The following is a 14,576-nucleotide window of genomic DNA, read 5'->3' as shown; positions in this document are numbered from 1 at the left end:
TTTTAAAATCTTATTCCAATTAATACTTGTAAACTAGACATAGAGTTTTGATAATCACTAATTCCGGTTGATGCACCGACATAGGGATCTAATACTTTACGACTATTGCTCATTGTAGAGTTTTCGTAAACAACATCAATAAAGCCATGAAGTTTTTCTGATACTTTTTTCTTAAAACCTATACTAGCAAAGTAACCAACTGCTAAACTACCAGTTTCATATTTTTTGTTAGAAATGCTTACTACATTATTAATTTCACTTTCTCTAATCCAATTGGTAGACGAGCTAATGTTGGTATAACTTGAAACACCAAAAGTAACATAAGGTGTAAAATTTCGCTCTGGAAAAGTATAGCGAACTCCAATTGGAATTTTCAATTGTTTTAAAGTAGTTCTCACTTCACTAATATAATTAAAACTACTATTAGAGCTTAACATGTTTGTATTAAAATTATTTGTAGAAAAGAAGATACCAGTATAAAACGATATTTTTTCAGAAATTCTAGGAGAATTTAATTCAGCAAAACCACCAAACAAATAAGAGAAACTAGAATTAGATTTTTCCGTAAAGTAAAGTACTTCAGTAGATTTATGATCATAGTTTAAGCTTGAAGAACTAATTCCAATGGAAGCTCCAAAATTAGCTTTAAACCAAGGTTTATCCTCTTTATAGACAATACTTTTTTGTCCTTTACATTCGTTATACTTGCGAACTATAGCTTCTAAACTTTTTTCACCATAACCCGTAGCATCAATTTTTGATTTTACTTTTGGACAATCATTTAAGAATACTTTTAAGATACCAATATACTTTTTTGAGGGTCTTCTAAATTTATTATTATTTTGCGTATATTCTATAACATCATTATTTAATTCTTTAAGAAGTCCTTCTTTTTCAAGATAATAAGTTCCTGTTGTTTTGTATAGCGTAGCAATACCAAAAATAATAACTTCTAAAAATTTATTTTCAGTTTTATTAGCTTCAATACTTATGTTTTTTGAAGCAAAAAACTTATCATTTTCAAAGCCATATCCTCTAATTGAGTTTGGGTAGTATTCTTTAATTTGACCTTCAGGAGTTGTTTTAAATTCACAATACTCATAAATAGATGAGTTTTCTTTGTAATTTATAAATCCATTAACTTTTTCGCCTTGACTATTGATTATGTATCCTTTTCTAAAATCTGTTTGTGAAAACACACTAATAGACATTAAAAAACAAACAATTATTGCAATTTTTTTCATGAAATGATTGGGGGTAAATAAGTTTTTTTATTAAAAGTAAAGGTAAATATTATTATCGAAATTAAAGCAATTAAAACAAGATTTAGTAACAAAAAAACACAAACTCTAAATAACAATTTTTCTAATATAAATCTCAGCTATTATAATATTTGGAACCCAACACAACCAAGAAATTATGATGTATGCTTCATCAAAAGAAATATTTAAGATTGCTGGTAAAGTTGGTAACCATAATCTTAATGTAACAGCAGCTAAGGTATGGGCATAACTACGAATCATCCATTTTCTATGTGGAATAACATTTTTCTTTTTAATTGTTTTGTAGCCTTTTAAAGTTGTAAAAAACCAACCAATTGCTAAGAATGAAAAACCAAGTTGTGCAACAATTCCGCCATTAGCAAATAGCGCAACATAAAAACCAGCAATGGCACTAATTAAAACAGCAATTACATATATTTTACCTAATAAACGATGTAGTTTTAATCGTTTACCTCGAATGCGTTTAGAAAACTGAGACCAACCAACTAATAATGAGACTCCACCAAAGTAGATATGTGAAAAGAATGCAATTCTCCAAAGAGAGTTCTCTAAAATATTTATTGGTTTAGATTGAAGAAAACCTTCAGCTTCCATATCAACAATCAAATAAATTAGAGGATATAAACCAATCGCAATTGAAAAAAAAGCAATTACCCAATATCTTATTTTACTTTTCATATTTTTTCTAATTAAAATTTCGTTGTCTTTTGGCTTCAAAAATGACAATGGCAGCTGCAACAGAAACATTCATAGAATCAATTTCTCCTTGCATTGGTATATTAATATTTTGTGTTGCATCATTTCTAAAATCTTCGGATAAACCAGTGTCTTCAGTTCCAACAATAATTGCAGTTGCTTTTGTGTAATCTTCTTTGTAATATTCATTAGAATTTTGCAAAGTTGTAGCAAATGAATTGATATTTTTCTCTTTTAAAAAAGTAATAATTTCTTCGGATGTTCCTGTTGCTATCTGATTGGTAAATAAACCACCAACACTAGAACGAATAATGTTTGGATTGTACATATCCGTTTTTGGATTTGCAATTAAAACAGCATCTAAATTTGCAGCATCAGCAGTTCTTAAAAGCGCACCGATATTTCCAGGTTTTTCTAGAGCTTCTGTAATTAAAATTAATGGAGTAGAAGTAGAAAATTGAATGTTTTCTAATGAAAAGTCTTTCGTTTTTGCAAGTGCAATAATTCCTTCTGTTGAATTTCTGTACGCTACTTTTTGATATACATCTTTAGAAACTGAAATAATTTCTGTTTCTGCTATTGAGTAATTTCTTAACTCGCTTTCGGTAATATAATCATCACAAAACAAAAGAGTTTTAATTGTATAATTCCCTTTAATTGCTAATAAAACCTCTCTTTTACCTTCAATAATAAAAAGTCCTGATTTTTTACGCTCGCGAGATTTCTCTTGCAATTTTAAAATGTTTTTTATAGTTGAATTTTGAAGACTTTCAATGTATTTCATAGTTAACAAATGTATCTATTTCGCTTTAAAAATCAAGTCGTTTTTTTTTCATAATTTTAGAATGTTAAAATAAAACAATAAAATGATGAAAAAAAGAGGGATTTTTTTATCAATCTTTATGTTAATAATGATTGGTTCAATGGCTTTTACAAATACGACTGAAAGTCAAAATACATGGAGTGAATGGAAAAACACTAAATGCTTAAAAGGAATTAGCTTTAAAGTAAAAATGGGTAAATACGAAATGTCTCGTAGAGCTCGTAAATGGGAAATCCAGTTTAAAAACAGATATAACGCAAAAATTTATTTTAATTTTAAAGCAATTAGTTCTACTCAAATTAAGAATATCAGATCTGCTAGAGAAAGTAGAAATAGAATTATTTTAGAAGGCGAAGGAGCAGAGTCTAAAGTGTTAACTACTTATGTAAAAGCAAATAAAGAACTTTTTGTAGATATTACTAAAATACGTTTTGGTAAAGAAGATGTTGGAAAGAATTATTATAAATGTGATAAAAATTAATTAAAAAAACCCGAAGAATTTTCTTCGGGTTTTTTTTAATTGTTTCAACTTATTTATTTAATGACAATCTTTTTAGTACTTAAACCTTTATTTGCATCAAATAGTTTTAAAAGATAAATTCCTGGATTTAATTTCGGTATTTTATATTTGATTTCTGAACTATTTTTACTGATAATATTCCCATTATAATCATTGATTAACTGTCCGTTAATTGTAAATAGTTTTATCGATAAATCTTTTATATCTGTAGAATAATTGATTGTCATTATATCGTTTGGAGCAATTGGGTTAGGATATAATGAGAATTTTCCAATACTATTTTCATCTACACTTGCAGTTTTATTACCTGGTCCAATTTGAGAATACAAACCAGTATCTGTACCAACAAGTAAATCATCATAATATAAAAAATTAATTCTTGTTCCATTCGGATACGTATATCCTTTTGCCCAAGCTGATGCAGTTTTAGCTAAATAATAAATCTCATTATCTACTGCACAATACAATGTATCTACACCATAAGTTGTTGCTTTTCCTTCTTTTCCTGCAACAAAAGGAAACCCAGAAGTTGTATTAACGGTCCATTTTCCTGTTCCACTTAATGGCTTGTAATAACTTACAGGATGATTAGTCCCTGCATCTGTACCTGTAGCATAAACGGTATTATTTGTAGATTCATAATCTAAATCATTGATGGTAACAACAATGGTTGTTCCTGTGCTTGTTGTTGCAGCGTCCATATCTCGCGTAACCGTCCAACTAGAACTTCCTTTTGTTACTTTATAGATACTTCTTCCGGTCGGAGAACTTAAATCGTAATCTACGCCAACGTAGGCTGTGATAACGCCAGATTCTTGAGTAAATACAATATCTCTAACATCTACATCATTTGCAGAACCGCTAGAATGTAATAATTGTTGCGTCCAAGTAACTCCGGCATCTTCAGAAATAAATAAACCACCTTTATCTGCATCTTTTATTTCAAAACCAGCAAATACAATATTTTCATTATACGGGCAAATGGTTATTGCTTTTGCCATGGTTCCTACACTTGGAAAATTATAAGGAGCACTTTCAGGCGTAAAAACTCTAGACCAGTTTGTACCACTGTTTGTTGTTTTATATATTCTAACATTTCCTGCGTACGCAGTATTATCATCAGAAGGTTTCATTGCTATAGAATGATATCCAGATCCGTCACCAGTTGGAAACATTGCATTTGTCCAAGATGGAGTAGTAGTTTAAGATGTTACTTTTCTTACTCCAGATTTAGAAGCTATCCATCCAGTAGTCTTATCTGCTGTCATTTCCATATCATTTACTTGAACAGCTTCAATACCATCATCTGCACTAGAAACGTTTATTCCTTTATCAAAAGAAATTCCCAATCCTTGATCTGACGTTGCATAAAAAATATTGCTATTATTTGGGTCTACAAATACAGCTCCATCATTAGGATGCGTATAGTGTGATGTTGTTCCAAATTTAGCCCAAGTTCCACTAGCTCCTTTATTATTGCTAAACATTGTTGCTGTTAAAACATAATAACTACTTGCTGTTCCCGAAAAACTAAAATTAGTTGCAGAAACTCCAGTAATTGTAGTATCAAATTCGCTCCAAGTGGTTCCGTTATCATCAGAATAGGCAATAAATTTTGTTGAACCATTATTACCACTTATAAAAAAACGACCGTCTGGTGCAATTCCAAATGCAGTCCATGTAACAGCAGGACTTGTTAATGTTGGAGAAATGTCTGTAAATGTAGTTGTTGCATTAAAAGCATCATACATATCAGTTGAAACATATAATTTTGGAGTAGCACCTTTGCCAAATGCATAGACTAATTTTGAAGTTGCATCAATATTAAGATAAAACAAATCAGTAAATGATGGAAAACTAATTGGAGATCCAGTTCCTGTTGTATAAGATCCAGTTGCATTTAGGGAACCAAAATTCATATTACCTGCACCAGCTGCAAAAGTATAATCTCCGTTAATTAAAATATCTCCAACACCACTTATTCCAGTATCTGTTGCTGTAGCAGCACCAATTGTTGTTGTATAAAGTTTGTTGTTTTCATTGATAAATACAAATTGTTCTGATGGTTCATGTATTTGAATATTGTTGATTCTAGACCCAAAATTTTGTGTATTATCTAAACTCGGTACCACTTTAAATTTAGTGGCAGATGGTGTACCAGAATTTGTAGTGTACATATCAGCATAAAAAACTGAATTTGCACTTTCTGTAGAAATAAAAATTCTAGTAGAATCTGCGTGAATTTTATATCCGTTGATATAATTAATTCTTCCTCCATAAACTTCTTCTACGTCTGGAGCTTTAAGTTCTGTTATTGCTGTAAAAGTGATAAAGCCAAGTGATAATAATACAGCAAAAATTAATAAGTAATTCTTTTTCATGTGTAAAGTTTTTAGTTAATATACTAGCAACTAAAGTAATAAAAAAAAATTATAAAAAAAACTCTGAAGAAATTCAGAGTTTTTATAGTTGTTTTTATGTTGGTTATTGATTTTTATATTTATTGGAATACCGTTTCCAAAGTGTTGTTTGATGTGTTTCTAAACTCAGCTTTCTTCCTTGAATAAATGCATCATTAATAATATTACCTCGCATATCTAAAGCATCTCCTTCAGAAATAAATAGTGTTGCATCTTTACCAACAGTTAAAGTACCTACTTTATCATCTATTCCTAAAATTTTTGCAGAATTAGAAGTTATCATTTTTAAGGCAACTTCTTTATCGATTCCGTATGCAGCATACGTTCCAACATAAAAAGGTAAATTACGAGTATTCATACGTTCCATGCTTCCGTCCATACCAACAGCAACAGTAACGCCTTTGTCTAATAATAACTTCGCTAATTTGTATGAAAAATCATAATCAGAATCATCACCATTCGGAATTCTATGTGCTCTTTCTACAATTACTGGCACATTGTTTTTCACTAATAAGTCTCCAACTTTGTATGCTTCGTCTCCGCCAACAATTACCAATTTAAAATTGAATTTATTTGCAAAACGAACTGCATCAATAATTTCTCTTTCTCCACTTGTATGTACATATAGTTTTTTAGAACCATTTAACAAACCTTCTAAAGCTTCAAACTCTAAATTTTTAGGAGATTTACTTCCTTTTAAATAGATTTTTGCATCGTTTACATATTCTTCAAAATCTTCAATAGATTTAGCATATGTTTTGCTAATTTTTGCTCCAGCATCTTCACCTAACCACCATCTACCAAAAGTAATGCTGTTTGGCCAATTTACATGAATACCATCATCAACTTTTAAAGCTGCATCTTCCCAGTTCCAAGCATCAAACTGAACAACAGATGAAGTTCCAGAGATAATTCCGCCACGAGGTGTAATTTGTCCCATTAAAACTCCGTTTGGTCGCATACTTTCAACAACTTTAGATTCTGCATTGTAAGCAATTAAACTTCTAATATGCGGATTCATTGTTCCTATTTCGCGGTCATCAATAGATGCTTTTACGGCATCAATTTCTCCTAGTCCTAAAGTTGTATTTGCTGCAATAAAACCTGGGTACACATGTTTTCCTTTTGCGTTGATAATGGTTCCTTGTCTTGCAATTCTCATTTTTGCAGAACCTACAAAAGTTATTTTTCCGTCTGCAAACATAATAAGAGAATCATCTATTACGGTTCCGTCTCCTAAATGTGCTGTTGCTCCTTCAATAGAAAAAGCTGTAGTTTGTTTAGAAGCTGGTGTTTGCTGCGCGAAACTATTTCCTATTAGTAAGAAAAATAGCACACTATATATAATTTGTTTTTTCATAATTTTCTTATTTTAATTCAGTTTCTTCAGTTTCACAATACAAAACTCTTTTCACGTTTTTTCTAGGAGCTTGAACTTTTCCGCCATTATTCTTTTCATTAAGCATCATGTTCATTAACAAGCTACGTTCTTTTTTGATAGCAGCTCTTTTAGCCAAATCTTGATCGATGTCAAAATAAACACGTCCTTCTATAATAGTAGTTTGTGCTTTTGCATAAATAGACATTGGATGATCTGTCCATAAAACAACATCTGCATCTTTACCTACTTTAATACTACCAACTCTATCATCTAAATGCAATAATTTTGCAGGATTTATAGTAACCATTTTCCAAGCTTCTAATTCTGTCATTCCACCATATTTAATGGTTTTTGCAGCTTCTTGATTTAAACGTCTAGACATTTCTCTATCATCAGAATTGATTGCAACTGTAATACCAACGTTGTTCATAATTGCAGCGTTAAACGGAATTGCATCATTTACTTCATATTTATAAGCCCACCAATCTGAAAAAGTAGAAGCACCAACACCATGATCTTTCATTTTATCAGCAACTTTATAACCTTCTAAAATATGTGTAAATGTATTGATGTTAAAGTTGAATTTGTCTGCAACTTTCATCAGCATATTAATTTCTGATTGTACATAAGAGTGACAGGTAATAAAACGTTCTTTATTTAAAATTTCTGCTAATGTTTCTAATTCTAAATCTTTTCTGTACGGTTTACCACTTTTCTTTAACGCATCATATTCTTTAGCTCTTTGAAAATAATCGATATAAACTTGTTCAACTCCCATTCTAGTTTGAGGAAAACGTGTTCCGTTTGTAGAACGAGATTGTTTTACATTTTCTCCTAAAGCAAATTTGATAAATTTAGGGGCATTTTTATACACCATATTATCTGCTGTTTCTCCCCACTTTAATTTTACAATTGCAGATCTTCCTCCAATCGGATTTGCAGAACCATGTAATAATTGCGCAGTGGTTACTCCACCAGATAAATTTCTGTAAATATTCATGTCCGAAGGATTTATTGCATCTTCCATTGTAACTTCTGCAACAGAATTATGTCCAGATTCGTTAGAAGAAGACAATGCAATATGTGTATGTTCATCAATAATACCAGCAGTTAAATGTTTGCCCGTTGCATCTACAACTCTTGCACCACGAACTCTAAGGTTTTTACCAATTTGAGCGATTTTTCCGTCTTTTAATAAAACATCGGTGTTTTTTAAGATTCCTTCTTTTTCACTTGTCCAAACAGTTGCATTTTTAAACAAAATTGTTTCTTGTTTTGGTTTAGAAGTAAAACCGTAACCAACATTTGGATAGGTTACAGGAACTACAAATGGAGTAGTAGTTTTAGAATTTTTCTTCTTTGATGATTTCTTTTTTGCATCTTTCTTTTTGGTTGCTGTCCAAGAAGATTCATTTCCGTATTCATCAACTACAGTTCCAGTAAATCTATTTTGACTTTCATTTAAAGAACCAACAAAGCGCGTAAATTTAGAAGCATCACTTTGATTATTCAATGTGATAGAAACCCAATTGTCTTTAAAAGAAAATTTAGATTTTAAACTTGTTGTTCCACTTTTTAAAGTTCCTTTTGTGCCAGAAATAGTTAGATTTAAGTTTTTGTTATTATAAGATAAGGTGTAATCTCCACTTGCGTCAACAACATTCATATCGGTAATTACATGTTTATCTCCTTGTACCCAGTTTTCATAAATTTTTGTTGAAGCGTCGAAAATGGGACCAGAAGTAATTAAAAAGTTTGCATAACTACCATTTTTTAAAGTTCCTATTTCAGATGATTTTCCTAATAATTTTGCAGGAATCGTTGTTAATGCTTCCAATGCTTTTGTTTCGTCTAACCCATATTGAATTGCCTTCTGAATGTTTTTCTGAAAACTTGCAACAGATTTTAACGTGTGTGTTGTAATTGTAAAGTTTACATTGTTTTTTGCTAAAACCGCTAAGTTAGATGGTTCTTGATTCCATCTACGCATATCATTTAATTCTAGTTGATTTGCCAAATACGGATTTGAAACATCGTAAGCATTACGGAAATTTACAGGAACAATCATAGTTGCATTCATGTTCTTAATTTCATCAATATCTTCATATTCGTAACCAGAACCTACAAAACTGTATTGAACGCCGCTTTCATCACCAACTTTATCTGCTCTAATGGCATTTAAGTTGTTTTGACCAGCATCAAAAATTTGAGTTAAGTTTCTGTTTGCAATCAATGCTTCTAAAGACATGTCTTTATTTGTAACATTACCAGCTTCGTACCATTTTGCATCCATATAAACTTGTCTTAATAAAGACGTTGACCCCATAAATGAAGTTGGATATGCTTGTCTTGACATTCTACTTTTTCTGAAAGAAAAATATTGAGCAGATTTTGTATCAAGAATTCTAAAAGCATCAGAAGAGTTTGCATTTAAAGCAACTAAAACTCCGTTACCACGAATAATTCCGTCTTGTAAATGAGTATTTACAACTCCAAATCCAGCTTTTAATAAATCATTTGCTTTTTTGGTATCGAAAGAAAAATTGTCAAAAGCATCGGTTTCTGGTCTGATATGATCATTCCAATAATACCCTTTTCTGCCAGCTTCGTATTGTCTAACATTGCTAGAACTTCTTGGCGGAGTCGGATTTTTAATCCCGAAATTAGAATACACTTCTATAAAAGAAGGATACATTGTCTTTCCTAATAGATCTACAGTTTTAGCTCCATTAGGAATTCTCACATTTTTACCAACAGAAACAACTTTACCATCTTTTACAAGTAAAGTCCCTTTGTTGATAATTTGTGTAGGTGTCACATAAATTTTTGCATTGGTAAAAGCTACAGTTGTGTTTTTTGTAGTCTTAACACCAGAGTTTGTTGGAAAATATTCTTGAGCTTGTACAACCAAAGTTGACAAAAACAAAAATAGAAGTAGTGTTTTTTTCATTAGTTAAGTTTGTTTTAGTTTATAAATTTATTGAGAAGAAAATTGTTAAGTTACAATTAAAAGTACTTTAACATAATTTTAAGATTTTAAACCTTTTTTTGATTGGTTAGCATAACTAATAATTAAATCAACAACATAATTGTAAGATTGTATTCCGTTTGCTTGATTATTAGCTTTTAAATACGAATTATAGCCTTTCTTAATCAATGGTTCAATCGGATTTTGATATTCATTCCAAAACGCTGAACTTTCTTTAAAATCGATTAAAACTCCTTTGTTTACAGAATTTATCAATGTTTTAAAAAGTTCTTTATCACGTTTTCTAACTTCAGAAATTAAATAGCTAAATGCCATTCTGTAAGCAGCATATTTAAAATAAACATCCTCATTAGACAAGGCAGCTAAATAACCTACAAAATTGGCTTCATTTTCCGCTGCAATTCCTAATTGATGTGCCATTTCGTGACAAACAGTTGTTGGGTAACCCGTTTTTGGAATCCGATCATTTACTTGCGCTTCTCCAGTAAACGGATTAAAATATCCAGAGGTTCCATTATAGGTTTGCAATAAGCTCATCAACGAATTTTTAACAGATTTAAATTGATATTCAAATTGCGGAAAAGTAATTGCTAAAGTTGCATATCCAGAAAGTGCTTTTTGATACATTTCTTTTTGAGAATATGGATTTACAACTTTTATAGAATCGTTTTTTGTGATTAAAAACTGTGTTTCGTTTAATTGTTGAATGACGTTTTTAGAAACCTCGGTTAACTGCTCGGTTGTGTATGTTGTTTGATGATACCCTAAGTTTTTTGCCAACGGTTCTCTAAAATAATTGAATCCCCAAAACCAATAAAAACATGAATATAAAATTGAAATAAAAGCAATTGCTTGGAATGATTTTTGCTTTATGTTTTTAAATTTATTTTTAAATAAGCGATAGATAAATCGGAAGGAAACAAAAACTAAAAAACCAATCAACAAATCACCAAACGAAAAAGGAATCCAACCAAAAAGAATTCGAAATAATGTACTTGTAAAAAGATAAATTCCGTTTGAATAGTAGTGTTCAACAAAACTCGGATAGTTGCGTATCAATTGTACAAATACAATTTGAAACACAAATAAGTAAGAAAGATAAACGGTTAACTTTTTGTTTTTCATCGTTTCAAAAATAGAGAAATAGTTTTGAGTTTTGTCTTAAATTAAATTAAAAGCGCATTGTCTGTTCGAGCGAGTCGAGAACTATTCAAAACCTCTCGACTCGCTCGAACAGACAAGTTGAAAAATTAATTATCTTAAATCTTACATTAAAAATAGAGAAATAAATGAATCTTGAGGTGTTGTTAACAGGTTAATAACATTTTGTAAACAAAAAATGTGCATAAAGAAAATGAAATTTCAGCTTAAAAGTATCAACCTAAAAAACTACATTTGTTGTTATGGAGGAAACAAAATTTGTATCTGGTAAAAAAGTAGATAAAGCTAGAATTATTAGCTTAGAAAAAGGGAAAATACCACCACAAGCATTAGATTTAGAAATTGCTGTGTTGGGTGCAATGATGATTGATAAAAAAGGAATTGACGATGTCATTGATATTTTACATCCAGATGCTTTTTATGATAAAAAACACCAAGAAATTTACGCTGCTATTTATACCTTGTTTCAAAATTCTGAACCTACAGATTTATTAACGGTTTCTCAACAACTTAGAAAAGACGGAAAGTTAGAATTGGTTGGCGGCGATTTTTACCTCATCAATTTAACACAAAAAGTAGCTTCTTCTGCACATATAGAATACCATGCACGTATCATTTTACAAAAGTACATTCAGCGTAAATTAATTTCTATTTCAAGCGATATTATAGAAACTGCTTATGATGAAACAGTTGATGTTTTTGATTTATTAGATGAAGCAGAAGCAAAACTATTTGAAGTTACCCAAGGAAACTTAAAGAAAGGTTCTGAAGATGCTGGAGATTTGGTAAAACAAGCCTTAAAGAAAATTCAAGATATTTCTAATCAAGAAGGAATGAGTGGTTTAGAAACAGGTTTTTCTAAATTAGATGCTTTAACTTCTGGTTGGCAACCATCCGATTTAATTATTATTGCTGCGCGTCCTGGTATGGGAAAAACAGCTTTTGTAATTTCAATGGCAAAAAATATGGCGATAGATTTCGGTCATCCTGTTGCATTATTTTCACTTGAGATGTCTTCTGTACAATTAATTACACGTATGATTTCTTCTGAAACAGGTTTAACTTCAGAAAAACTGCGTAAAGGAAATTTAGAAGCGCACGAATGGGAACAACTAAACGTAAAAGTAAAAAAATTGTCTGATGCACCTATTTTTATTGATGATACACCATCATTATCAATTTTTGATTTACGTGCAAAAGCAAGACGTTTGGTTTCGCAACACGGCGTAAAAATTATTATAATTGATTATTTACAATTAATGACAGCTGGTGGTTCTTCTGGAAAAGGTGGAGGAAATAGAGAACAAGAAATTTCTACCATCTCTAGAAACTTAAAAGCATTGGCAAAAGAATTAGAAGTTCCGGTAATTGCATTATCTCAGTTATCGCGTGCGGTTGAAACACGTGGTGGCTCTAAAAGACCTTTACTTTCTGATTTACGTGAATCTGGTGCAATTGAACAAGATGCAGATATTGTATCGTTTATTTTTAGACCAGAATATTACGGACTTACAGAATGGGACGATGATGATCATACGCCATGTGAAGGACAAGGAGAATTTATCGTGGCAAAACACAGAAATGGTGGATTGGAAAATATCCGTTTAAAGTTTACAGGACATTTGGCAAAATTCTCAGATTTAGAAGAAGGCTTCAGTTCTGAATTCCAATCGAGTATGAATTCTGTTTCTCCAGATCAATTTATCAGCCCAAAAGATGCTTTTGGAATTGAAGATGAAAATACTGATGTTCCTTTTTAAATTTTATTAATAATTTTGAGGTTTGTCATTCCCGCGTAGGTGGAAATCTATAATAAAGTTAATGGACACAAACTAAGTTAAATATGGATTCCTGTTTTCACAGGAATGACATTTAGATCATTAAATAATTCTTAAAAAATAAATAATGCACAATTGCTTACTTGTAATTGTGTATTTTAGTTTTCTGAAATGAAAAAAATCTTTTCCATACTCGCTTTTTTATTGATTACCAATTCACTTTGGGCGCAATTCATTTATATACCAATGAGTGCAGAGAATCAGAAGAATCATTTAAAAGCTTACGGAATTGTTTTCTTTTCGTTACAAAATGGCGTCAAAGCAAAATGGTTGTTAAATTATGATGGCGGCGCATTTTTAATAGAAAATAATGAAACTATTATCAAAGAATGTAAAATCAGAGGCGTTTCGTATCAAGTAATTTCTGATGCAAAAGCACAATTAATTTTACAAGATATTTCTTCTCCGTCTAAAAATCAAGAAGCTGTAACTTTAGAAAAAGCGCCTAAAATAGCAGTGTATTCTCCAAAAGATAAAATGCCTTGGGACGATGCTGTAACCATGGTGTTGAAATATGCTGAGATTCCGTTTGATGTTATTTACGATGAAGAAGTGTTGAATGACAAGTTATTGTTATACGAATGGTTGCATTTGCATCACGAAGATTTTACTGGTCAATACGGACGATTTTATGGTTCTTTTAGAGCAGAACCTTGGTATATTGAAAGAAAAAAACAAGCCGAAGCATTGGCAAATAAATTAGGTTTCGACAAAGTTTCGGAAGAAAAATTAGCAGTTGCAAAAAAGATTAGAGATTATGTAATTGGTGGCGGATTTATGTTTGCAATGTGCTCTGCAACCGATAGTTTTGATATTGCGTTATCAGCCGAAGGCGTTGATATTGCAGAAACTATGTTTGATGGCGACCCATCAGAACCCAATTATCAATCTAAAATAGATTTTTCAAAAACCTTTGCATTCGAGAATTATACGTTGGTAAGAAATCCGACAACCTACGAGTTTTCATCCATCGATATGACACGAAAACGTAGAATTCCGAAAACATCAGATTATTTTTATTTACAAGAATATTCTGCAAAATGGGATCCTGTTCCTACGATGTTAACGCAAAATCATACACAATTGGTAAAAGGTTTTATGGGACAAACCACTTCTTTTGATAGAAATACTGTAAAGCCAACCGTTTTGGTGATGGGAGAAAATAAAGTAAATAGAGAAGCACGTTATATCCACGGAACCAAAGGAAAAGGAATGTTTACGTTTTATGGTGGACATGATCCTGAAGATTATCAACACAGAGTTGGAGATCCAAAAACTGAATTAGATTTGCATCCAACTTCACCAGGTTATCGTTTAATCTTAAATAATGTGTTGTTTCCTGCTGCAAAGAAAAAAAAGCAAAAGACTTAAAAAATGTCCGTTCGAGCGGAGTCGAGAACTATTCTTAATAACTTTTAAATTATGTCAATAAAAAGGTAAAAATGCCATTGTCAAATTGTATTTA

At 31.0% G+C, this 14,576-nt stretch carries 11 protein-coding genes; 3 read left to right on the top strand and 8 right to left on the bottom strand.

Annotated elements, in window-relative coordinates; translation table 11 throughout:
* Window positions 1-2: 2 nt before the first annotated feature.
* The 3 genes from ABDX67_RS10555 to ABDX67_RS10545 all read right to left on the bottom strand — a co-directional run bounded on the left by ABDX67_RS10555 (window position 3) and on the right by ABDX67_RS10545 (window position 2,763).
* Complete coding sequence (locus tag ABDX67_RS10555; protein ID WP_347174994.1) at window positions 3-1,244, bottom strand: hypothetical protein; 1,242 nt, start codon at window positions 1,242-1,244, stop codon at window positions 3-5.
* Window positions 1,245-1,349: 105 nt separating this feature from the next.
* Window positions 1,350-1,961, bottom strand: coding sequence for a DUF2306 domain-containing protein (locus tag ABDX67_RS10550; protein ID WP_347174993.1), 612 nt, complete (start codon window positions 1,959-1,961; stop codon window positions 1,350-1,352).
* Window positions 1,962-1,968: 7 nt separating this feature from the next.
* Window positions 1,969-2,763, bottom strand: a complete 795-nt coding sequence (locus ABDX67_RS10545) for a TrmH family RNA methyltransferase (protein WP_347174992.1) — start codon at window positions 2,761-2,763, stop codon at window positions 1,969-1,971.
* An 82-nt stretch (window positions 2,764-2,845) separates the two neighbouring features.
* Between ABDX67_RS10545 and ABDX67_RS10540 the strand changes: the two genes are divergently transcribed.
* Window positions 2,846-3,283, top strand: coding sequence for a hypothetical protein (locus tag ABDX67_RS10540; protein ID WP_347174991.1), 438 nt, complete (start codon window positions 2,846-2,848; stop codon window positions 3,281-3,283).
* 53 nt (window positions 3,284-3,336) lie between these two features.
* Here ABDX67_RS10540 and ABDX67_RS10535 read toward each other — a convergent pair whose 3' ends face one another.
* The 5 genes from ABDX67_RS10535 to ABDX67_RS10515 all read right to left on the bottom strand — a co-directional run bounded on the left by ABDX67_RS10535 (window position 3,337) and on the right by ABDX67_RS10515 (window position 11,237).
* Complete coding sequence (locus tag ABDX67_RS10535) at window positions 3,337-4,497, bottom strand: T9SS type A sorting domain-containing protein (protein WP_347174990.1); 1,161 nt, start codon at window positions 4,495-4,497, stop codon at window positions 3,337-3,339.
* A 27-nt stretch (window positions 4,498-4,524) separates the two neighbouring features.
* Window positions 4,525-5,703 carry a beta propeller repeat protein gene (locus tag ABDX67_RS10530; RefSeq protein WP_347174989.1) on the bottom strand — a complete coding sequence of 393 codons (1,179 nt, stop codon included), beginning with the start codon at window positions 5,701-5,703 and terminating at the stop codon, window positions 4,525-4,527.
* Between the two features lie 103 nt (window positions 5,704-5,806).
* The gene (locus tag ABDX67_RS10525; RefSeq protein WP_347174988.1) at window positions 5,807-7,102 is read right to left on the bottom strand and encodes an amidohydrolase family protein; all 1,296 of its coding nucleotides are present in this window, start codon (window positions 7,100-7,102) and stop codon (window positions 5,807-5,809) included.
* Between the two features lie 7 nt (window positions 7,103-7,109).
* Window positions 7,110-10,073: an amidohydrolase family protein gene (locus tag ABDX67_RS10520; RefSeq protein WP_347174987.1), complete on the bottom strand. Its 2,964-nt coding sequence runs from the start codon at window positions 10,071-10,073 to the stop codon at window positions 7,110-7,112.
* Between the two features lie 78 nt (window positions 10,074-10,151).
* Window positions 10,152-11,237, bottom strand: a complete 1,086-nt coding sequence (locus tag ABDX67_RS10515) for a DUF3810 domain-containing protein (protein ID WP_347174986.1) — start codon at window positions 11,235-11,237, stop codon at window positions 10,152-10,154.
* A 278-nt stretch (window positions 11,238-11,515) separates the two neighbouring features.
* Between ABDX67_RS10515 and dnaB the strand changes: the two genes are divergently transcribed.
* Both dnaB and ABDX67_RS10505 read left to right on the top strand, forming a co-directional pair.
* Window positions 11,516-13,033 (top strand): replicative DNA helicase, encoded by a 1,518-nt coding sequence (dnaB, locus tag ABDX67_RS10510; protein ID WP_347174985.1) that lies wholly within the window; start codon window positions 11,516-11,518, stop codon window positions 13,031-13,033.
* Window positions 13,034-13,222: 189 nt separating this feature from the next.
* Entirely contained in the window at window positions 13,223-14,482 is a 1,260-nt protein-coding gene (locus ABDX67_RS10505; protein ID WP_347174984.1) for an asparagine synthetase B, read from the top strand.
* Window positions 14,483-14,576: the final 94 nt, after the last annotated feature.

The organism is Polaribacter uvawellassae (assembly GCF_039748955.1).
Classification (GTDB): domain Bacteria; phylum Bacteroidota; class Bacteroidia; order Flavobacteriales; family Flavobacteriaceae; genus Polaribacter; species Polaribacter uvawellassae.
The sequence above is the reverse complement of the archived record's forward strand: the minus strand, read 5'-3'. Positions and strand labels throughout refer to the sequence as shown.